Raw genomic sequence first — 22,036 nt, forward strand, 5'->3', positions numbered from 1 at the left:
TGCGATATCTTCCCTTTGGAAACAGAGAACGGATTAATAACAGTCGTTTTAGGCTTGGGCCGTCGGGCTGATGCCTTGTGATTTTCTGTTGGCTGTCGTGATCTCTTCCAGTTTCTTCAAAGTGTTTTTGATCATCTCTTCCAGTTCTTGCTGGCTGGCAGCTGACGACGTCAGTATTTGTTGATACAGTTGTCCGAGCGCTTGCTGGACTTCCTTCCAGGAATCATACTCCGCCTTCTGCAGAGTAAGCGCTGCTTGGGCAAAGCCGCTGATTGCCTGGCCGATACCGGTAAAGACGCTGCCCAAGGCCGTTGCACCGCCGTTGTTGCAAAAGCTGTTAAAGCCATCGAGTTTTTTGTTGCCGGTCTGAAATTGAGTCATTTGTCCGTCGGTGCGCGTTTCCCATTGATTTGCTCTCATATTGCAATAGACCGATCCGGCCGCCATCCCCATCTGGACAAATCCGCCAACGGCCTGAAGGATGCCGGCAATCGCCTGCATCTGGTACATTGCGGCCTGTTTCTCTGCAGCTTTAATGATACAGTCCGCAACGTTGCGGGCAAAATCCATGATCATCTCCATCGCGATGAGCTCCTGCCCCAGCTCGGCGAGTTTGCTGAACAGCATCTCTCTTTGGATTGTGAGCATGTTGGCTGTAAAGGCAACGAGCATGTTGACGGAAAACCACGAGTTTAGGCCTCCTTCTAAGCTGCTACCCATGACCGCTTCCTGAGGGGCCAAGGCACCGGCTTCAATATCTGCTGCGCCAAGGTCGCCTCCCACCCCGGGTACGGCTCCCGGCGTGGCGCCGCCCACCGGAAGAACCGGGCTGTCAGCGGGGAGCACGATCAGAACGTCGATGTTAAACTGCATATTTCCAAATAAAAACTGATACTGCAGAGCTACTGCCTCTTTAGCGCTCTCGAGGACATCTTTGTTGAAAATGTCGGCAAGCCCGCCGCCACTCATGTACTGTCCCATCAGCGAGTCGTCTGTGAATTGAGGACCTTGCATCAAAAGTTCATCGGGCAGAGCCAGCCCGGGAATAAAGCTTGAATTGACACCTAATGGATTCATAACGATCACTCCTTAGTTACACTCAAATTGGGTCTTTAAACCGTCACCATCCCTGTATGTATGGCAGCTAAATTCGCCAGCTCCTCTTTGGATATGGCGAAGGCCAGGAACTGGATGAGCCGCCTCAGATCGTGCAAATCGATCTCAAACCCCTTTTTATCAACTCCCAAAGCCTCTAAAAACCCTTGCAGGGATTCCATAAACTGGTTCCATTCTTCTTTTTCAACAGCCAGTCTGAGCTCCGTCACGGCTACCGCCACGCCGTTTAAGGATATTTCGGTATTTTCTTCCCTCTGATAGAGCACGCCCTTCATGAGGGACTCAAACGCAGCCGCCCTCTCTTTGAGATGCGGAACCAAAGCTTTAAACAGGTACTCTCCCTTTTTTCTATCTGTACTCAAACTCCCCTGAATGAAGCTGCTTAAAAAGGCAAATTCAAGCACCGCTGCAACATTGCCCGCCGCCCCGCCTTCAACTGCGCTGCCATAAGTCCTTTCTCCTTCTTCCCCGGCGAAGCAGAGATCGATAAAGCGCTGCTGCATGGCTGCCTGGATGAACAGCGAAGTGTAAACCAGGGCGACTTCTTTGGCCTTTTCCACCTTTTTTTTAACAACATCGGCGGCCTGGTCGAGCGCTCCCTCCCGCTCGACACCGAGAGCCAGTATTCCGAGGGATTGACTCAAAGCGATGTAGAGAAGCGCCATGTTGTCAAAGAGCTTTTTCCCTCCCTCCGTTATTCCCGGAAAGAAAACCGGGACTAAGAGGTCTGTCAACGCTTTGGCGTAGCATTTAAGGGAAGGCCCTGTAAGCTGCGTCCCTTTTCCCTCTTCTCCTGTCTCTAAAAAAGCGATGGCCAAAGTAAAACCGACAGATCTTGGCCCTCTGTCAAGAAGCATCGAATTGGCCAGCACGGAAAGCGTTTTGGCAAGAGGCGTTAAAATCAGAAAATCCTCGCCGTAGCTCTTCCTAAGCAGCTGCTCTTCATAGAGCGTGATTTCCTTGACAAGTGCTTTCAGCCCCTCGCTTTCCTTCTCGCTGAGGAAGCCTTCTTTCATCCTCCCGGTAAAATAGTTCAACCTCTGAAAGAGGGTCTCTCCTTCCTTGATCGCTTTGAATAGCGCATCGCGGCTCATGGGTGTCATCGTCGCTTCTCCTCTCTTTCCCTCAAGCAGCAAAACCCTCCCCCTGCAAAAGCTCCAAGGCGGTACTGAGCACCGTTGAAGAGATGCCTTCCAAATTCGTCAGCGACTCCAGCGGTAAATTCAGGTACGCTTCCCGTATCTTTGCCGCTGAACTGTCCGGGCCGATATCCCTCGCGGCCAGTTCAATCATCACCATGAATTTGGCAGCCGTTTCAAGCAGGTTCTGAAGGGCATTAAAGCCATCTTGCCGTTCGCCGTAGGGTTTTGCCATCTCTTCTAAAAGCTTGCCTTTGATGTCCGCTGGCAAGAGGTCAAGCAGTCCGTCATAGACCGGACCCCACACTTCGGGCGGAGGCTGAAAGTCAGGCGCCGATGCCCTTAAGTTCCAAATGGGAAATTCCAGTGTCGGGTGGGAGGCTACAGTTGCGTTGCGTCCATAGGACTGGCCGAGGTAGAGGGCTACATCGATCGTGTCTTCCGGAGCCACGCGTCCGGAGACCATCTTTTGCTCCAAGGCTCCCAGTTCGAAATCCTGGCTCAGTTGCCTCTCCAGCTGGTAGTTTCCACCCGGCCGGTAGAAGCTGCTGTCCAAACCTGAATAACTCATATATTCCTCCTAGAGGGCGAAAGAAACCTCAAATCGCCCTGGCAGCCGGTCTGCTTATTCTTGTCCGGCCTCTTTTTTGGCGCCTTCCGGGGGCGTTTCGTTGAGGCGCTTTTTGGCGTCTTCCATCATCAGTTTGCACTTGCCGCAGATCTTTTCGAACTTCGGATCGCCCTTGGCTCTTTGCAATACCATGCGGAGTGCAGCTAATGCGGCTCCGTAGTTTTTCAGTTTCAGGAAGCAATCGGACATATGGTAATAGGGTATCGGAGACTCTTTATCGAAGTAGGAGCACTTGATGTACCATCCGGCAGCTTCGCTGTTTTTTTTGAGCATCTGGTAGCAGGCGGCGATGCCAAACATGAATTTGGGTACATTCGGCATAATAAGATCAAGAACGCGGAAAAATCCGAGAGCATCTTGATAGCGGCCTGCATTATATAGGCGACCGGCCTCGCTATAGATCATCTCGGTTGTCTTGGCGTCGATGCCCATCGCTTCAGCCGGGGCTTTTCCATCGATGAAGATTTTCTTCATCACTTTTTTCTGTTCTTCTATCTCTTTCGCGGAGAGGTTGCCTCCGTTTTTTGTGACGAGATCATCGATCATTTTCTCTGTCTCGGCTATGCTCGGAAAAAGGTCTTTCGGCTCCGCATCTTCAAATACCTGGAGGTATTCGCGCAAAAACTCTGTTCTCTCTTTGAGCGTCTCAGGGTCTATTGTGATGCCTGCATCCTGAATAATCACCTGAATAATCTCTTCAACCTTTGCCATAGCATATCTCCTTTGCTATCCCTCAACTTGTTTGGTAAATCCCTGTGGTTTTTCTTTTCCCTTTCACAACATTAATAAACCGTTTAAGAGGCAACGGCGTCCCATCCTCCGGCGGAAGAGGCGTCTTCGTACTTCTTCACTTGCAAGCTGTTGATGTCTTGGATGAACTCCGTAATCGGACCCATCCCCTCCAGCAAGTTTTCAATGATTTTTTTAAGCATCTTGATCAGGGCCTCGACCTCTTCGATATACGCTTCGCTCTTGGCCTGCAGCTTGACAAGTTCGGCCATCATCATAGCGTACTGCGCCTGGGTAATGCCGCTGACGGCACTGTTTAAACCGATAGTGATATCGACGGCGTTCTGCATGTAGTTGGCCACTTTGCTCATCTTTTCTCCGGAGTTCATTTTGCTCCATGCATCAGCCTGGTCTTTGAAAAATTGCTGGATTTTTTGAACAACCGAGCTGTTTTTGAGGAATTTGATAAACTGATTTGCCAAGTCTTGGATCTTCTGAGCGATCTGAGAGACAGTATCCTGAACACTTCTTGCAGCATTTTGCACAAATTGCGGTGTTTTGCTTAGAATTTCCGACGCTCCTTTCGACAGCGCCTTGAGCAGATCATCGACGGCGTCAACGATAGCCCTCGCTACGTTTTTGATTATATCACCCACTGCCTTTGCTACATCTTTTACGAAGTTCATGACCTTCTGGATAATTTCCATCAACTTTTGCAAAAGCTTGATCACCATCTCGACAACTTTTTGGATCGCCTCGACGATCTTCATAATGATCTGTCCTACCGGGCCGAGCGCAGTGATGAAAGTCGAGATAGCCCCTGCGAGTTGCCCGGCCATGGCGCCAAGCTGGGCGCCGATGCCTGCCAGCATCCCGGCTGCCGGAGCCGCGCCCGCACCACCGGTAAGCACCGTCATGACGATCATCTGGACGATCATGACTGTCATCATGACTGCCATCATGGTGATCATGACAGCCATTGTGACTTTGGCGATCTCTTCAGGATCCGGATCGGGGTCGCTGATTTTCATCCCATCCAGGATGAGGTCGGACTTCATGACGGCATCCATGATAAACTGCATCAGGATCATGGAGCCGACCATACTTCCTCCGCCGGTTGCCAAACAGACGACAACGACAGCAACGATCAGCAAAATTTTTGTCAACATGGAGAGGGCGGATATGGCCGATTCGGAAAGCCCTAGCGCCTTGCCGATTTTCTCGACCAATTTTCCGACGAGCTCAAATACTTTTTGCATGAGGTCGGGGCCGCCAAAGGCTTGGGAAAGGGAGTTAGCCAGCATGAAGAGGGCAATGGCCATCAGTGCCGGGTTGCCCGTCATGACGGCTAAAATGGCCATGATGACGGCCATGATGGGGCCAAAGATCTTCATGAAGGTCTGCTTACCTTCATCATGCTGTTTTTTGTACCCTTTGCTGTCTTTTTGATTTCTGGCCTCTTCCGCCTGCTTGGCCGCCTCGTCGATCTTGTTTTGCTGCATATCCTGTACGGCTGCACCTAGAGTTTTAGAGACCTTGGCCGATGAGGATTCGACGATATACATCATCTCCTGCAGCTTGCTTAGGGAATCGCCGATGCGCTTGAGGTAGTCGATCAAAAGAGAGCGGTTGGGGTCGTTGGGGGGCATCGCCGCTAGCGCTTCGAGTCCGGCGTTGTAGATTCCCTGCAAGTTGGCGATACCGGCCCGTGCCATGAGCAGCGAAGCTGCCGGGACGTTGGAGTCGACCGTTTTTGCTTGCGGAGCCCACGTTGCCGGAAGCCCTAAGGACTGAATGACACCGGCGGTTGTTTCGTCCACTAAGGAGCCGAGCATGGCCTGAATGATCGGGTCGGCTCCTGCCGGGTTGGCAAGAGCTGCCAGGATCTGCGCTTTCATCTCGGTCGGAATGGAAAGGGCGTTTAAGTTATCCATGAAAGAGCTTCTCCAAACGCCGTCCGCCCAAGCTTGCCCGACTGCCGTCTGTCTTTCCGGGGTCCACTGCTCCGGCAAGCCGTTATCGGCTTTGAATTCGCTCAGGATGGAATTGTAGAGATCTTGAAACTTACCTTGCAGAGCCGACTGCTGGGAATTTGTTGGATCGTTGAAGTAGAGCATCGACCTCAATGTATTGAACTCTTGTTCGGTAATACCCCCCGGTAGGCCCAAATCACCGAGCAATTTCATCTCGACAAGCTTCGTTTTGAAGTCGTCTTCAAAATTGACGTTCACACTGGTGTTGAAATATTCAGCGCCAGGTGAAGGAACTTGAATGTTGGGTGGAATTCCGTAGATAGTTTGCAGCTGGCTGTTGGAGGCAGCCATGATCTGGTTGAACATCGTTTTTTGAGCATCGGTGAGCTGCTCGGGTTTGTTATTGTAGTACGCGTTGCGGAGCGCCATAAAGTCGCCTTCGTCGGCCATGCTCTCCATATTCTCTTCAAAGCTGCCGTCTTTTTTTGCTCCGAGCTCCCTCTCAAACACGTCGAGTTGTGCCTGAGGAGGCCAGCCTTCCGGTGCCCCTTCCATCAGGTTGCGCAAAACTTCCTGCAGTTTGTCACCCGCGACGCTATCGGGATTGAGAAGCGCCATCTTGAGTTTGTTTTCGGCGATTTCAGGGCTTGCCGCACCGATCTCGTCTAAAAAGGAGGGGTCTTGAAGAAGCGCACCAAGGCGCTGCTCAAAAACCTCCCCAAAATTTTCGCCCGTTACTACCGATCCCGATCCGTCCCCCCCGCTCATGAGGTCATTTAGAAGTTGAACAGGGTCAAAAACGTACTGTCCCGTATCTTGCGGGGTGACCAGGAAGGGTAAGCTGGGGTTGTTCAGGTAATTGGTGATTTGCTCTTCGGTATATCCGAGGGAAACCATCACGTCCTGGAAGTCGGCAAGCGTCATGGTCGTCGATGCCGCCGTCTGCGTGGTGCTGCCGAGGGGGCCGCCGGATATCTGGAAAAAGACATTACTCGAAGTATCGCCGATATTGCCCATGCCAGTCATTGTCTTATACTCCTTTCTTTACTATTCCCGGAGTGGCTGCACTCTTTTGTTTTTCAGATTTTTCAATCGTCGCTACAGCATCCGGTGTGTTTGTCTCTTAAGAGAGGGAGCGCTTTTCGTGATTCTGCCCTTCAAAGTCGTTGTCAGTTTTGGCCATTATACAAGCGTGGCCGGCGGTGCTTTGTGTACTCCCTTCGATCCTCCTTCTCTTGCGAGGAAAAATTACTGTTTCTAAATGCTATTTTTTATCTTCCTTGCCTGCGCCTTCCGCTGGCGGATTGGCTCTGTCGTGTTCAACCTCTTTCTTAAGGCTCTGGATGGTCATCTGAGCTCTGTCTTTCAGCGTTTTAAATTCCGGTTTCTCGCCGCAGGCGCGCGATGCGAGCTCAAGGGAGATGATAGCGCTCAAGCGGTCTTTCATCTGCAGGTAACAGTCCGAGGCGTGATAATGGGGAACCGGGCTTGCCGGGTCGATGACCGAACAGAGCATGTAGGCTTCAATTGCCGCCTTGAAGTCTTTTGTCATATGAAGGCACGCTGCCAGCCCCATGGCGTATTTTGCCTCCGTGGAACTTAGCATCACAAGCAGTCTGAACAGCTGGCCGGCCTCGCGGTATTTGCCGGTGTTATACAGGCGGTAAGCCTGTCCGTAGATTCCTTCAACCATCGAATCTGTCAATCCAAGGAGTTCCTTTGGCATCATCCCTGCGCTTGACATCTTCTTGGCAACCTGTCCGGCTGCACCGCTCGTCTCTTTTTGGACTTTGTCTCCAAGCTGTTGAGCTATCTTACTCATTTGCTCGTCGCCCGCCATGGGAAAACCTCCTTCGATTTATAGATTCCTTTTGGAATGTGCATTTTCCAGCTTGGGCTTCAAACCAAGCCTTTCAGATACCCCAAACTCGTTTCCGGCCGCGCTCTTCCTGCAGAAATTCAAACGCATGCCTTATTTAAATATAGATCCCAGTATCGTGCTCAACTGCTGCAGTAATGATGTCGCCATGTTCGTTTGCTGGTTGACGGCATCGGACGATTGGTTAACGTTTGTTTGCAGCGATTTGGCATCGTCGGAGACAACACTCCTTCTTCCGCGGATCTGTTCTGTGAAAGTGGAGTTGGTCTTGTTCAAGTCATCGCGGGCGCCTTTGGCATCGTCGTCGTCAGCCCCGGTGATCACATCGTTATAGGCATCGTTGCTGGCAGTGAATGCCGGGATCTGGTCCATCTTATCCGTATAGGCTTTTTGCCATTCGGTATAGATTTTCAGACGATCCGACTGAGTTGCCGCTGTCTTTTGCAGCGTCTCGATAATCTTGACCAAGATCAAGAACACCCTATCGATAATAAGGGTTCTGTGCGTCTCGGCGTAGCGTAGATCTTCGGCGACGCTTTGCGTATTGATATTGTCTGTCGATCCTACAGGAGACCCCATAATTTCCTCCTTGAAAATTAGAGATAAAGGACTCTCAATTTATATTGAAACACATATAAATTATTTTTAAAAATAAAGTAACATACCTCTTTCTTATGATGGGCGCAAACCTTGCGCCATTTTTTCAATAAGCTGCGAAATCTTAGAGAGCATCGAGCTTGCAGATTTATAGTACTCTTCAAACACGAACATGTACCTTCTGACCTTTTCTTTCAAACTGTCGTTCAGCGACTGTCCGGCGGTAATTGCGAAGGTGATTTCCTGCTGCAGTTTACCAGCTTCCTGAGCGTTCGCGCCTGAAGTTTGATAAACATCGTATTTATCAAGCGCCCAGTCTCTTGCCTTTTCAAAAGTAGGTAGCCCATCCGCGGACCAGTCCATGTTGTCATAGACGATCTTGGACTTGGCATAAAGCGAGTTGGGGTCGACGTTGCTTGGGGTGGGTGTCTGTCCCGGAGGGTTGGTCGGTGTTTTAGGAAGCAGTTCAGCCAGATAAACTCCAAGGTTGCTCTTGGCAACGCTTAACTCTTCTGCGTACTGGTGGAAAGTGCCTCCGGATGGCAGCCCCGGAACGATCGCAGTCGCGCTACTCCACATGAAATCGGGGTAAATGGGAGGGCCGAAATAGCCGCTCGCTGCCTTTTGGTAGGCCGAAGCATAGGCTGAAGCGGTCGCTTCGACACCGTCGGCGACCTGGTCGCTTAAGTAGTCAAAGCTCAGCGCGCCGGGCGATTTAACAGTCAACTTGTTGTGCAGGTTCTGGATAGTCGACAGAGTTAACAGAACATTGTCGGTCGTCCTTAAGGCATCATCCAGCGAGGTTAAGGCGTTTGTAAGGATACGGTTTCCTTCGCGGATATAGTTGACTTCAATCAGCCTCTGTATAGTGTGCGCATTGGCTTCATAGACCGGCAGAACCTCCTTGATACCGCTTAGTTCTTTCACTACCGTATTGCTCGAGACTAAGGCATCTACTGTATTGGTGCCACCGAGCCATGCGACAATAGCAGCTATGTCGGCTGCATCGGTGATCACCGACTTGTCTGCTCGTCTGAACTCGATTAGTTTGGGATTCGGGGGGGTCGAGTTCGCGACAAGCGTATTAATTGAGTTTGTAACGCTGGCACCATTCAGCAACTGAAAATAGATTAAACCTTGGTAGCCTCCTGTCAGAGCTGCGCCGCTATAGTTGTCGGCGCTTTCATACATATTTCTGGAAGTTATGGTAGACGAGTTTACAAGCTCGCCAAGTGTTCTTGTTATAGAACTGCTTCCGGTATCACCCTTCAGCCAGTCCACCACGATTGCCGCGTCTGCCGCCGAAAGCAGCGTGCCGTCCGCTTTCTTTAATATTAGGTCACCTGATGCCAGTAAAGCGTCAAGATCCGCATTTAGCTGGGTATCCCAGGGCACCTCGATTAGAATGACATCTTGGTAGTCATCCGAAAGGGGGGTCGAGCCGTTATACTTGGCTGCCGACTCGAATTTCGAGTTGACTTGCAAGGACAGGGGTCCTTCATAACCCACATCTCCGGGGGCCAGGCCGCCGTTGACCGGTATAATGAAGGGTCCGTTTGCAAAAGGGTCTTGTGAATCAAACGTCATATATTATCTCCTCAACTTAGGGAGGCTTAGTCTTGGCATGCTCTCAGCTCCATGGCATCTTTTGGGGGTAAGACACCCCCTGAGATGATAACGTGGGGTGATTGCGGAGCTGATTTTTGCTGTACGTCAGCCTCTCTCTCTTTGTTAAAGACATTATCTAAAACTACTTCGGATCGGCTTTCACTCTCCAGCCGTCCAAAAAGCCGCGCTTCTTGCTCTTCCAAGGCAAACAGGGCAGTTTTTTGAGACGCTTGGCCTTCACAAGGCTCCTCGCGGGGATCAATATTAGGTACAGACTAGATAGTCCAGATGCCGTTGGATGGCGATGCAATCTTTCCCCACATATATTATTTTATATAAAAAATATTTTATTTTCAATGCGAATGACAAATTAACGTTCACTGGATTTTGGTCAGGTTAAAATGTTTACAGAGTCTTAACGAAGGCCTTTGGAGAGACGGGCGTAGTGCACGATGCGGGAGGTCTGGCCTTTTAAGCGTTTATCGATAAAACGGATCCAGCGTTGATCGGTAAAGCTCCAAGTCACCTGAAAAAATGACCAGCGGAGCGGAGATCGCTGCTGCCGCAGAATCGATTCCTGCAGCAAGGGCGCGGCTACCCCTTTGGCGAGGAACTCGGGCTTGACGTAGAGGGATGAATAGCGGATTAGCTGCGGATCATCGGGGTGGGTGTGCGTTACCATCCAGCCGATGACCTCATCACCATGGAGTAGGGCTAAGCTATTGATTTCCTGGATATGAGACTCGTCTTCGAGGGGGGAGATAAAGGGGTGAAAGGTAAACTGCTCCTGCAGGAGGCGGATTTTGAGTTTTTCGCTTGCGTCAATGGTTTTCCACGGTTTCAAAGAAAATCCGTCAGGCAGTGGATGATGCGTAGTAAACCATTTTGGCTTAAAAGCGTAGCAGTCAAAATAGTAGCGCGTATGGATCAGGGTTTTATGTCCCCACCCCCTTCGATAAAGTTCCGTCTCAAGGCCTAAGTCGGGAGAGCCCTCCTCCTTGGCGTAGTGGTGCTCGATCACGAGGCAGCCCTCTGCATACAGGCGCGCCTCGAGGAAGCTCAGAAGGAGTTCCGCCACTTCCCCGAAGGGCTTTTGATCACTGACATAGACTAGGCTTAAGTCAGCCAGATGGAGCTGTCGGTAATAAAGGGCGAAGGCAAAGCCGGCAAGTTGGCCATGATCGATGGCCACTGCGAGTAAGGGTAGCGGCGCCTTTTTCTCCTTCCTGTCTTTCCCTGGCTCGCAGAAGCTGGTCAGCTCAGCGGGAAGATGGGTGCGAACAGCGCTCAAAAGAGGGTGCTTAAGCGCTTTAAGATCCACTTCTTCGATGTTGATCACGGCTTGCCCTTTTCATCTTGGGCAGAGCGTGGCATGGCTAAAGCTTTGGATAGGCGCCAGATGCGGACCAGACGATAGGCATTGGGGCGGATGCGCGCTTCCACAAAGCGCAGCCAGCGCTTGTCGGTGTAGCCGAAATTGAGCAGCAGGTAGCCCCATTGGATGGGTGAGCGTTGCTGCCGGCGGATGGACTCTTGCAAAAGCGGGACGGCGACTCCACGATTTAGAAACTCCGGACTCACATAGAAGGCCGAGTAGCGAATTTGATCCGGCTCATACGGCAATGTATGAGTGACCATCCAACCCACCAACTCCGCTTTGTAGCGGAGGCCGATGCTGTTGATCGGCTGCATCGACTCCTCCTCGTCTGTCGGCGAAATGAAGGGATGCACGGTAAACTGCTCTTGCATGCGGTGTAGTTTCATCAACTCCTGCGGGGTGACCTCTTTCCAGGGGAAAAATGAAAAATCGGGTGGCAAGGGACGCGTTTTTAAAAACCAGGGAGGCAAGAATGCGAATATGTCGAAATAGAGGCGCGCCATCCGCAGCGATTTGAGGCCGAACCCTTCCGCCTGTAAAAAAAGTTCGATGAAAGGGGTGGGTGCGCCCTCGTCTTCCTCATATTGGTGCTGTAAAATCAGACAACCGCGCCGTTTAAGGGAATCTTCGATGCAATGCAGCAAGCGGGTGGCCGCTTCTTTTTTTGCTGGGATTTCTTTCAGATAGAGCTGTTTAATGTCGCCTAAGGAGAAGCTGGGGAGGAATACGACCAGGGCGAAGCCTTGCAGGGTCTCTTCATCGAACACCGCATACAGGAGTTGCCTGATGACCTTTTTTCCTCGTACGGGTTTCTCTTCTTTGAAAAAATAGGCGAGTTCGGGGTTTGCAAGCGAAAGCATTTCCCGCTTGGTTTCCTCGTTCAGATAGGTGATGTTGATCTCTTCTGCATGCATGCCTCTGGCATATACTGAAAGGAAATAAAAAGCAAAAAACGAAAGTGCGGGTAAAGATATACCGAAAGTATCGCAAAAGTTGGCTGTGGGCTTTGAGAAAGCCTCGGGATTGAAAGACCAACTTTCGGTATAAGCCCCGCAATTGATTTTAGCGGGGCTGTTCGAGAGTTTGCTTAGGCGCTCTTTGTATCGAGAGTCCGGGTGATGATTGGCTTTTTGTTTTCTGTCACCGTCTCTTTTTCAATGATCACCTCTTCTATGGTGTCATCAGAAGGAACATCAAACATCAGGTCGCGCATCAAGCCTTCCAAAATCATGCGGAGGGCCCTTGCCCCTGTTCCTGCAGCTTGTGCTTTTTCGGCAATTGCGAACAGGGCGTCCTCTGTAAATTGCAGTCTGACGTCGTCGAGCAGGAATAAGCTTTGGTACTGTTTGATGACCGCATTTTTCGGCTCGGTGAGCACTCGAACCAGGTCTTCGGTAGTCAGCTCATTGCAGTTGGCTAAGCTGTTGAAGCGACCGACAAACTCAGGGATCATCCCGAAATGGATCAGGTCTTCCGGCTCTACCCTGGACAGAAGTTTACTTTTTTCCTGAGGGGAAAACTCTTCTTTAGCGTCCTGACGGAATCCAATGACACTCTTGCCCAGTCGTCTTGCGACAATTTCGTCGAGTCCGACAAAGGCTCCTCCTACGATGAAGAGGATGTTTTCGGTGTTGACGCGGATGTATTCCTGATTCGGGTGTTTGCGCCCTCCCTTGGGGGGGACGTTGGCTACTGTCCCTTCTACGATTTTAAGGAGCGCCTGCTGAACACCTTCGCCGGAGACATCTCGTGTGATGGAGACGTTTTGCGTCGTGCGGTGGATTTTATCGATTTCATCGATGTAGACAATGCCCTTCTCGGCTTTCGCGACATCAAAATCGGCGGCTTGCAGGAGGCGCAGGATAATGTTTTCCACGTCTTCACCGACATAGCCGGCTTCGGTCAGCGTTGTCGCATCGGCAATCGCGAAAGGCACTTCCAGGATGCGCGCCAGTGTTTTGGCTATCAGCGTTTTTCCGGAACCGGTGGGGCCGAAAAGCATGACGTTGGATTTGCTGATCTCGACTTCCCCTTCGCCTTTGGCAAGGGAGGAGACACGGCGGTAGTGGTTGTAGACGCCGACAGAGATCGAGCGCTTGGCGTTTTCCTGGCCGATGATATACTCATCAAGCTTCTCTTTGATCTCTTTGGGTTTGAGCAGTTTGACTTCGAACGGTTCCCCTGCGGTCTGCGTTTTTTGCTGCTGCTTCTTCTCCAGAATGCTTGCACAGAGGTGCACGCATTTGTCGCAGATGTAGACATTGGGGCCCGAGATGAGTTTCTCTACTGCGTCTTCTGTCCTTCCGCAAAAGGAGCAGGAAATGATGTCTTTAGGTGGAAAGTTGTTTTTTCCCATGTCCTTGTACTCTTGCTCTGAAAGTTAAAAAATCTCTTGCGACGGGAGTGCCTGCCGAAGAGGGAAATACCGATTCGGGTATGTACTATTTTACGCGTAAATTGTCTAAGATGTCCAGCAGTCTCTTAGAGCCTGTCCATTCGAAGACAGTCTCTAAGAGAAGAGGGTCATGAAGCGGGTGGATGCCTTGCCTATTTTTTGTGGGGCATTGGATGGACGACTTCGTCGATCAGACCGTAGGCTTTGGCTTCTTCCGGGCTCATGAAAAAATCCCGCTCGGAGTCGGAGGTGATTTTTTCAATCGTCTGTCCTGTGCAATCTGCAAGTATCTCAGTCAAGCGTCTCTTCATGAAGAGGATCTCTTTAGCTTGGATGCGCACATCTTCCGCTCTACCGCCAACGCCTCCTGAGGGCTGGTGGATCATGATCCGGCTGTTGGGAAGGGCATAGCGCCGCCCCTTGGTTCCGGCTGCAAGCAGGAACGCACCCATGGACGAAGCTTGTCCGATGCAGTAGGTGTTGACGTTGCACGACATCCACTTGAGTGTGTCGAATATTGCAAGCCCTGCGGTAATGTAGCCGCCCATGGAGTTGATGTAGATGTTCACATCTTTTTTCGGATCTTCCATTCTGAGGAAGAGCAGCTGGGCTACGACGACGTTGGCGACGTGGTCGTCAATGTCGGAGCCGATGAAGATGATGCGGTCTTTCAAGAGACGCGAAAAGATATCCATCGACCGCTCTCCGCGGCCCGTATCTTCAATCACATAGGGGGTAAGGGACATTTCGGGGCGTAACAAAGAGTTATTTTGCCTTTTCATATGGATGCTCTTTTAGTTTTCGTGATTAAAAGGTGCTCGTGATCGTTGATCATTTAGAGACTGTCTTAAAACCCAAATATGTACGCTTTGCTACTCTATTTGGCTATAAACTTCGAAAAAAATCAGCGTATCAATTCAATAATCAGAATTTTTTTTTCGAGGCTTATAGCCCAATCGAGCATACAAATCATGCGACTTCAGTTTATGGGCAGTCTCTTAGAACTGCCAGGGAAATTTAATCTAAATTCCTTATCGGCAATTATCAGTATAACGCGTCTGACCGCGCTGCAATCTTTCGTTATAAATTGAACAGGAAGGTGGGTCAAGCACAATTGTCACTATGCGCTGTAAAAGTTGGAAAGCGGCACAGTCCTTTGTATAAAAGCTCTGCCTTAAATTCTTAAAGCAGAGCTTTTGCGATTGGGAGCAGGCTAGCCTTTATCGACTTTCTGCATCTTGCAGAAGAAGATCGGCGACCTTCTTGATCATCAACATCGAATAGACATTGCTCATCACGTCTTCGGGGCTTTCGTCCATGCGGGCTTTGCTGCTGCCTGTTGCCGGATCGATGTAGCCTTGCAGGATAAGTTCAGTGAGCACTTCCTGTTTGGAGACATGGACATGCTTCTCCTTGGCGATTTTCTGGGCGATGAACTGCCAGCGAGCGAGAAGTTCTACTTCTTTTCTTGTCTCAGCTTCAATCTCATCAAGTTTTTTGACGTCTACTTCCCCGTTCGACTCTTTAGCGAGGTGCTGTGACTTCTCCGTGATGCGCTTTTGGGCGTTCGAAGAGGTGATGGAGTAGGGAACCTCAAAGTTGTAGGATTTGGCGATGAGGTTGCCAAGGGCCTCGCGTCGCTTTTCGCGCGCCACTTCCTGGTGCTGCTTCTCCAGGTTTTCTTTGACCTTCTGATAGAGTTCATCTTTGCTCTTCAGGCCCACTTTTGCTGCGAGCTGGTCGTCGATAGGAGGCAGGACGCTGGCTTTAATCGCCTTGACAGTGACCTTGCAGCGTGTCGATTTAAAGTCGTGATTGACAACACCCTCTTCGAGGCGGCTGACAGCTTCTCTTGACTCAAGGGGAGACTGGCCGATCAGCAGGTCGTGCAGCCAAGTGCCGATTTTGCCTTTTGTCACTTCGATGCGGAAGTCTTGGCATATGAATTTTCCCAGATTGTCGAGATCTTCAATGTCCACATCGATGAAGTCGCCTTCCTGGACGCCACGTCCTTCTACGCTATGCCAGTCAGCGTTTTGGTAGCGGATGTCTTCCACGATTTGCTGGATTTTCGTTTCCGTGACAGGCTCCGGCTCGATGGCTTCGAGTTGCAACTCTTTCATGTCGACTGTGGGGATTTCAGGCATCGATTCGAAGAAGACATTAACCTCTGTGCCCTTTTCTTTTGAGATGGACACGATCTTGACATCCTGGACGCTGTCTTTCCTGAAGGGGTGCAGGTTGGTCAGGCGCATTGCCTGCACAAAGCTTTCCTGGACGACGATGTCTTTCCATTCCTTCTCCACCTGTTTGCCAAAATGGTCTACGATGAGTTTTTCAGGCGCTTTACCTTTACGGAATCCAGGCAGCGACACTTCCTTGTTGACCACTTTGATGGCCTGTCTTAAAAAGTCGTGCGTTGCCTTAGGGCTGACGTGAATGTTGAAGCTGACCTGGCAGCCAGGTTCTCTTGTGACGTTGACCTTGTAGTCGGTTGATTCAAATAATTGCTGAGACAAAAGGATCTCTCCACGTTTGATGATTTCTTAAAATGATCGCCATTATGAGCCAAATCGCCGAATTAAAGCAAAGGCTTTGGCAAAAGAGGTCAAGACAAGGGAGTTCGGGATAATCAGGGGAGTCAATGACTGAGTTGTTAGCGGTTTTAGCGACTGTTGATTTGACGGGAAGCGGGTGATGAGACTCGAACTCACGACATTCACCTTGGGAAGGTGACGTTCTACCACTGAACTACACCCGCAAAGGGAGTCATAGGATAATAGCGGGTGATGAGGCTCGAACTCACGACCCTCACGTTGGCAACGTGATGCTCTACCACTGAGCTACACCCGCATTCTGTTGAAGTTAAGGCTTAATCCTTTGAGGAAAAAAGCTGTAGCGGGTGATGAGGCTCGAACTCACGACCCTCACGTTGGCAACGTGATGCTCTACCACTGAGCTACACCCGCAATTTATCCGTTTTGATTTACTGCCTGACTTTTGAGAGCGAAGGCTCGTTTTAATCAGGCTGTCGAATCGAAACTTAAGGGCCAGAGTATAGAGTTCGCTTTTTTTTTCAGCAAGCAGTTTGTTTTTTTGTCTGAAGGTTCTGTGGCCGAGCTTTAATTGCCAGGCGGCTGGAGCTTGTTGTTTAGTGCACCGGAAGTGTCTTAAAATTTGAGGCTTTCGCTCTTTGAAGACCTCGCAGTGGAAAGCCGGCAACTTACTTCATATTTCTGAGAGTCTCTTAGGCAGCTTAATGGAGAGTTAGGCCGCTCGGGTTCGTGAAATTGACATTAAATAGTGCCGGGCGCCTGTGATAACCGATTTAAGTTGTTCAGCAGCGCGGGTTCTCTTTTTCGTCAGGGACGGGGTCGTAGCCGCCAGGGTGCCAGGGGCCGCACTTAATCACCCTGAGGGTTGCCAGCTTAAGCCCTTTGAAAATGCCGTGTTTTTGCAGTGCTTCTTCAGCGTAGCATGAGCAACTGGGGTAGAAGCGGCAGCTTTTAGGCAAAAGAGGACTGATGCCAAGCTGGTAGAAACGGATGAAAAGGATGAGCAGTTTCTTGCACATGTGGTGCCTTGCGGGCTAGCTACCTGTTATATTAAAATTATACCGAACGCCTCAAAAATCGAGATAGTCTTTATCGTTCGATTAGCGCGCTCTTGCGGGCCGATGCTGAGGGGGCGCGTTGGGATAACTCTATTCTTAAAAGGAGTCTTCGCGATCTAGACCGAAAATATCTCAAAGCCACAACCCTGTATTTTGAGGCACTTTCGGTATACCTCCCTTTGGCTCAGCGGGCGAAAAGAGTTTCGGTCAATTGGGTGTGTAATGGATAATTGCTGCCCACTCCGCTCAATTTTGAGGGGTGCACTAAGAGAGAGTGGGCTAGCTGGCCGGGAATTTCTTCCACACAGTGTTAACGCGGTTCTTCGCAGATGATTTGAGTGATTTTATAACCCATACGCTCCATGTTTTTTATCACGCTGCCTTCACCGGCAAAATGAAGGGCGCCGGCTATAGCAAATGGTTTTTTTCCACTCCGCACGAGTCGGCTGACAGTTAATGCCATTTCCATGTTGCGGGTGTTGGTGCACTCTTTAATTTCCTGGCTTGTGTTTTTAAGCTCTGCCTCAAGCAGTCCAATAAAACCTAGTTCCCAGTTCAAAGCGACACCGGTCTTGATAGAATGGATAGAATCCCTCAATTTTTTTAATAAACTTTCAAATTTTAAATTTCGTTGCCTGCGCATTTCTTGATTTATCTCTGAATCGAAATAATCAAGAGCAATTTTGATTGTACTCTCTGTGATTTGCGAGGGCGGCCATTGCAACCCGGCTTTCGCAAATGCTTCTTGCGGCATTAAGAAATTTATGACATCAGCGCTTACTTGGGATTCGATTAATGTTTTTGCCCATTCGCGTAAGTTGGTCACTCTGTGCGCGTGAATATTTTGTGCGGAACGAGATAATTGTATCTCTAATCGTGTCGCTTCGTTAAATTTAGTCTCTTCCTGCTCGAGTAGTTGGATCTGCTGCAGATGCATATCCATCGATTCGAGGTCGATGATTTCCATTTCTCGCATTTTAGCCCTCTCGATAAACTTGAGGTCTATTCCGCTCTCTATTCCTTCTTTAGACCCTATGATTTCTGCGAGCTTGTGATGAAGTAGTCTATCCGGGATTTTTTCATCTACTATCTGAATTCCTCGTTCTCCTAGGAAAGAAAGAAATTCCTGCCTTTCCTCTCTACTTTCAAAGAATGGGTTCTTTTCCCATCGTTTCAGCGTCGCTAGCTCAAGCGCCTCTTTATGCTCCTGCTTTGTCACATCGATTTCAACGGCGAGAACATCGGATTTCAAGAAGGCATCTTCTATTTTGGAGTTAAATGATTCTAGAATCCAGTTCGGCGTCAAGTGGTATGAACCTAAAAAGTGGCCTACGACCTGGCCTGCTTTTTCGATTTGGAATAGGTAACCTCTCGGCTTGATCGATTCTCTAATGGGTCCCACCATTTCAATATTTTTTTCTTTGAGTTTCAGCAAGACAGATTGCGGGTCGAATTCAGGAATCATTAGCAGGCTTCTTTCTCCTTGTGCGATAACTCCTTCAATTCGTTCTGTCAATCGCTCTAGGACGTCTTCCTGCATGCCCATCATGGTTTTATTGTATCTGGTAAGGGTATCTTGCCACTCCTCTCCCCAAATTTTTTTAGCGTATGGCTCAAGTGATTCAACCAGATTGGGAGGAGTATTTACTGTTTGTGATAGGTCTGAGGGAGTGAGGCCAAGGGCTGAAGCTGCTCTCAAAGTGTTTAAAATGTTTTTTATAAACTCTAAGGATGCTTCATTTTTACACAGTGCTAAGAGTGCAAAGCTAGAAAGTTCCGCGAGGAAATCTTGGTGCTTGCTGCTGAGGGTTAATTCTTCTTCATTGAATAAGTACGAAAGCGTTTGGTTTTTGTGATCAATCCTCTCTTTAATGTGCTCGCTGGCAGAAACGGTAGGCAATAGCAGTCTAATGGCTGTTGTAACAAGGGCCAGAGCTTTTTCGCTGGCAGATTCAAATTTATCTAGCTCGGCGGCCTCTAAAATAGATCGACTTGTTATTTCTCCGAGGGCTCTGGGCATGGTTTGCAGTAGTTTGGTCAGCTCCTCTTCACTCAGGTCTATTTTCGATGCAAAAAACTTGATCTTATCATCTAAGGGTAGGGCTAGGTGACTGAGAATGGGGGAGGTAAATAGGATGATCCTTTTGGCTACATTGAAGGTTGAGGCGAATTTAGGGTTGGAAAAGGGAGACGCGGAGCCCATTTCACTGAAAAAATAGAGGTTCACCTGGGGATTGATCTGCCATAGAGATCCAGCATGAATTGCTGGTGTGGATTTGCCGGATTCAATGTTCATTAAACCTTTGATTATTATTATAGTGTTATGTTTGTTTATTAATGGGAGCACTTTATATCACTGTTGCTTTTTTGAGCAATATTTTTGATTTTTAAAATGGGTGAGGTGTGATGGGGTTTGCAGAACTTTGGTGGGTAGATATCTGAGGGATAGAGTTTCTTGAGTTGCAATTTCGTACAAAGCTTACAATGTCCCTGTCTGAAAGTGACGCAAATCCTGTAAATGATGGTGATTTTGGTCTCTGGAGGCATTCAAGGCGTCATTATGATGTTAAGCGCTCATAACATACACTGGCACGCCGTAGGTATAAGCATCCCAGCAGTGTTGTCTATCTGCTTTGTGCTCACAGGGTGGCGTGAGCGTCATATGACTTTTAAGATGTCGTGGAAGAGTGATAAAATCACTTCGAAGACAATCAGGAGGATAATTGCCCACTCGAGCCTGCTGGAGTGCTGGTGGTTGAGTTCGTTGCCGAGCATCTCAAACATTTCGTGGATTACATCCAGCTGTTGGTTGAGGGCTCGCACTCTGGGCTGCAAGTCAAGCTCGACGGCTGTGATCTGGTAGATGCCCTCATACTGTGAGTGCTCCCAGAAAAAATCAGGGGTATCGAGCACGTCCACATGCAAGTTGATGGAGCTGCGTTCTAAAAATAGGGTACCCATCCTTCTTCGGATATCGCGTCTCGAGAGGGGGATCTTGCCGTCTTTGGCAAGGTGCTCAGGAAGGTGCCTCGTCTTTTGGAACAGGTTGCGGATCGTGGTTTCAAAGCCGCTAAGTTTTACCGACTGGGCAAGGCCGTGGGAAAACGCAAGCTTGGTCAATGTAGATTCGTCAGGTAGGGTGATGAAGTTGTTGCGGAAGAGAGCTCTTTCTCCCAGGCCGAAGGTGAAGTCGTCCGATTCGCTATTATCTAAGCTACTGTGTTCAAAAGCTTTTATCTCTTTTGCGAATTCCAGCAGGTATTCTTTTGTAAGTCCCCACGATACATAGGCGCCGTAGGGGAAGAAAAAGAGGTCGCCCTCTTCCTTGTGGTTGGTGATCTTGACGTGAACCACATCGCGTATCCGCGTCGTTTCATTGAGGGGGCGAAAGTGTTCGTGGAGCGCTTTGATATTGAACGAAGCGCATGTGCAGATGGCAAATCCTTCCATAATCCTAAGGGTGGTGTGCAGCCCGGGTTGGTCAGAGTATATGCCCTTGCATCCGGTGCTGGCCGTGCTGAAACTGAAGAATGTTCTAAGAGGAAATAAAGATCAAGGTTGAATGGGAGTGTCTTGCGAAAGGGGGGACTCGAACCCCCACGGGGAAACCCCGCTACCCCCTCAAAGTAGTGCGTCTACCAGTTCCGCCACTTTCGCTTAAAGGATGGCAGAAGATTAGCAGAAATGATCCTTACGCTGCAACAGAAATTTTATTGGGTCGTATTTTCAAAGAATAGACGCAGAGCCTGAAGCAGGCGTGGCGATATCTCTTCCTGTTTTATATCTTTGAACTCCCGTGCCAAGGTTAGGAGAAGGACGAGCTGCGTCTCTTCCGGTTCTAGGGCAGTGCCTTCTAAGGCGCAGTCTGTGCAGAGAGCTGTTCCTTCGCATAAGAGGCATTCGCCAAGCGGGTTGCCGCAGCCTGTGCAGTCGGGCGTAATGTGTAAGACGCCTTCATGCTTCATGGTCTTTAGGTAGAAGCTGGCCGCAAGGGTGAAGGGATTTTTCGCCTGCGGGAGCCATTTCAGGTAAAGGCAGAAAAGGGTAAAGAGATCGGGCGCCTCAAGTCCTGGGCCCTGGGTCTTATCCAGAGCATCGGCCATGAGAGCTGCCGCCTCAATGCGCTCAAGGCTCTCTCGGATGGGGAGGTGGTAATTTGAAACTTTGAACTCCCGCAAAAGCGCCAGACTGCCATTGCCCTCTTCGTAGGAGATTTCGCCCAGGGTGAAGGGTTCGAAAGGACTTAATTTTCCTTTGGCTGAGGGGCCGTTTTTTGCAAAGTAGGACATAAGTCCGCTTTCGGCAGTGAAGACTTTGACTATAGATCCTGAATCGCCATAGGGCAAAGTAGAGAGGATCACTCCTGTCTCTTTTAAATAGATTCCTTTTTTCAAGAGGTCACCCGCTTAAGTTTTAGAGTAGAATTACTATACCAAACCGACCGGTAGAGAAAGAAGCTTAAAAAGCTAAAATAGTGCGGAGTATCTGCCTGTTGAGAATTTGATCCCTGCCCATTCACTCCAAGGCGAGAAGGGGGCGTTTTGTATTGAGAGAACGAAATATTCTGGGGGGTCCTGCAGCATTTTTAAGCAGTAGTCGCAATAAGGCGGCTGGTTTTAAGTGATTAATTTTCAGAATGTTTTGAGTATGGGTGATTTTGAGCCCAAGGTCAGGGTGATTTAAAGGCTCTTTTCCCCGTGCATCTTTTCCACTTTCCGAAAATTGACTCGGAAGCTAAGATAATGACACTTCTTTGCACCGATAGCTCAATCGGATAGAGTAACCGGCTTCGAACCGGTTGGTTAGAGGTTCGAGTCCTCTTCGGTGCGAAAGTATCAGGGCGCTTTTCGTATGGAAAGCGCCCTTTTTCATTTCTACGAGCCTATGCTGAAACTCAAATCAGCATGCTTTGCTGCTGAATTAGCCTCTAAGCCTCGAAAATAAATTCAGCATATTAATCCAATATTCTGAAAATTTT

General features: G+C 49.4%; 17 protein-coding genes and 5 tRNA genes. 1 reads left to right on the plus strand and 21 read right to left on the minus strand.

Annotated elements, in window-relative coordinates:
* Positions 1-48: 48 nt before the first annotated feature.
* From ELAC_RS02025 to recO, 21 genes are all read right to left on the minus strand, one after another.
* Positions 49-1,077 carry a hypothetical protein gene (locus ELAC_RS02025; RefSeq protein ID WP_098037614.1) on the minus strand — a complete coding sequence of 343 codons (1,029 nt, stop codon included), beginning with the start codon at positions 1,075-1,077 and terminating at the stop codon, positions 49-51.
* 35 nt (positions 1,078-1,112) lie between these two features.
* A complete protein-coding gene (locus ELAC_RS02030) occupies positions 1,113-2,252 on the minus strand; it encodes a hypothetical protein (protein WP_098037615.1) in 1,140 nt (379 codons plus the stop codon).
* Positions 2,242-2,826, minus strand: coding sequence for a hypothetical protein (locus ELAC_RS02035; protein ID WP_098037616.1), 585 nt, complete (start codon positions 2,824-2,826; stop codon positions 2,242-2,244). The genes ELAC_RS02030 and ELAC_RS02035 overlap by 11 nt, the downstream gene beginning before the upstream one ends.
* A 54-nt stretch (positions 2,827-2,880) precedes the next feature.
* Positions 2,881-3,597, minus strand: a complete 717-nt coding sequence (locus ELAC_RS02040; RefSeq protein WP_098037617.1) for a SycD/LcrH family type III secretion system chaperone — start codon at positions 3,595-3,597, stop codon at positions 2,881-2,883.
* Between the two features lie 83 nt (positions 3,598-3,680).
* Positions 3,681-6,614 carry a phage tail family protein gene (locus tag ELAC_RS02045; RefSeq protein WP_098037618.1) on the minus strand — a complete coding sequence of 978 codons (2,934 nt, stop codon included), beginning with the start codon at positions 6,612-6,614 and terminating at the stop codon, positions 3,681-3,683.
* A 238-nt stretch (positions 6,615-6,852) separates the two neighbouring features.
* Positions 6,853-7,428, minus strand: coding sequence for a SycD/LcrH family type III secretion system chaperone (locus ELAC_RS02050; RefSeq protein WP_098037619.1), 576 nt, complete (start codon positions 7,426-7,428; stop codon positions 6,853-6,855).
* Between the two features lie 132 nt (positions 7,429-7,560).
* Positions 7,561-8,046 (minus strand): hypothetical protein, encoded by a 486-nt coding sequence (locus ELAC_RS02055; protein ID WP_098037620.1) that lies wholly within the window; start codon positions 8,044-8,046, stop codon positions 7,561-7,563.
* Between the two features lie 93 nt (positions 8,047-8,139).
* The gene (locus tag ELAC_RS02060; RefSeq protein ID WP_098037621.1) at positions 8,140-9,651 is read right to left on the minus strand and encodes a hypothetical protein; all 1,512 of its coding nucleotides are present in this window, start codon (positions 9,649-9,651) and stop codon (positions 8,140-8,142) included.
* A gap of 436 nt (positions 9,652-10,087) precedes the next feature.
* On the minus strand, positions 10,088-11,011 hold the full coding sequence (locus tag ELAC_RS02065) for a hypothetical protein (protein ID WP_098037622.1): 924 nt from the start codon (positions 11,009-11,011) through the stop codon (positions 10,088-10,090).
* Positions 11,008-11,964, minus strand: a complete 957-nt coding sequence (locus tag ELAC_RS02070) for a hypothetical protein (protein ID WP_098037623.1) — start codon at positions 11,962-11,964, stop codon at positions 11,008-11,010. The genes ELAC_RS02065 and ELAC_RS02070 overlap by 4 nt, the downstream gene beginning before the upstream one ends.
* Positions 11,965-12,137: 173 nt before the next feature.
* The gene (gene clpX / locus ELAC_RS02075) at positions 12,138-13,406 is read right to left on the minus strand and encodes an ATP-dependent Clp protease ATP-binding subunit ClpX (RefSeq protein ID WP_098037624.1); all 1,269 of its coding nucleotides are present in this window, start codon (positions 13,404-13,406) and stop codon (positions 12,138-12,140) included.
* 191 nt (positions 13,407-13,597) lie between these two features.
* A complete protein-coding gene (locus tag ELAC_RS02080) occupies positions 13,598-14,191 on the minus strand; it encodes an ATP-dependent Clp protease proteolytic subunit (protein WP_098037731.1) in 594 nt (197 codons plus the stop codon).
* A 474-nt stretch (positions 14,192-14,665) separates the two neighbouring features.
* Positions 14,666-15,964: a trigger factor gene (tig, locus tag ELAC_RS02085; RefSeq protein WP_158227779.1), complete on the minus strand. Its 1,299-nt coding sequence runs from the start codon at positions 15,962-15,964 to the stop codon at positions 14,666-14,668.
* Positions 15,965-16,134: 170 nt separating this feature from the next.
* A tRNA-Gly gene (locus ELAC_RS02090) sits at positions 16,135-16,206 on the minus strand.
* 20 nt (positions 16,207-16,226) lie between these two features.
* Positions 16,227-16,298, minus strand: a tRNA-Gly gene (locus ELAC_RS02095).
* Between the two features lie 44 nt (positions 16,299-16,342).
* A tRNA-Gly gene (locus ELAC_RS02100) sits at positions 16,343-16,414 on the minus strand.
* Positions 16,415-16,782: 368 nt separating this feature from the next.
* Positions 16,783-17,019, minus strand: a complete 237-nt coding sequence (gene yidD, locus ELAC_RS02105; RefSeq protein ID WP_098037626.1) for a membrane protein insertion efficiency factor YidD — start codon at positions 17,017-17,019, stop codon at positions 16,783-16,785.
* A 349-nt stretch (positions 17,020-17,368) separates the two neighbouring features.
* A complete protein-coding gene (locus ELAC_RS02110; RefSeq protein WP_143406413.1) occupies positions 17,369-19,405 on the minus strand; it encodes a TraB/GumN family protein in 2,037 nt (678 codons plus the stop codon).
* A 311-nt stretch (positions 19,406-19,716) separates the two neighbouring features.
* Positions 19,717-20,508 carry an RMD1 family protein gene (locus ELAC_RS02115; protein ID WP_098037628.1) on the minus strand — a complete coding sequence of 264 codons (792 nt, stop codon included), beginning with the start codon at positions 20,506-20,508 and terminating at the stop codon, positions 19,717-19,719.
* Positions 20,509-20,632: 124 nt separating this feature from the next.
* A tRNA-Leu gene (locus ELAC_RS02120) sits at positions 20,633-20,715 on the minus strand.
* A 53-nt stretch (positions 20,716-20,768) separates the two neighbouring features.
* Positions 20,769-21,452: a DNA repair protein RecO gene (recO, locus tag ELAC_RS02125; protein ID WP_098037629.1), complete on the minus strand. Its 684-nt coding sequence runs from the start codon at positions 21,450-21,452 to the stop codon at positions 20,769-20,771.
* Positions 21,453-21,813: 361 nt separating this feature from the next.
* On the opposite strand from recO, the gene ELAC_RS02130 reads away from it, so the two are divergent.
* A tRNA-Arg gene (locus ELAC_RS02130) sits at positions 21,814-21,887 on the plus strand.
* The last annotated feature ends 149 nt before the right edge of the window (positions 21,888-22,036 follow it).

It is taken from the genome of Estrella lausannensis (assembly GCF_900000175.1).
Lineage (GTDB): Bacteria > Chlamydiota > Chlamydiia > Chlamydiales > Criblamydiaceae > Estrella > Estrella lausannensis.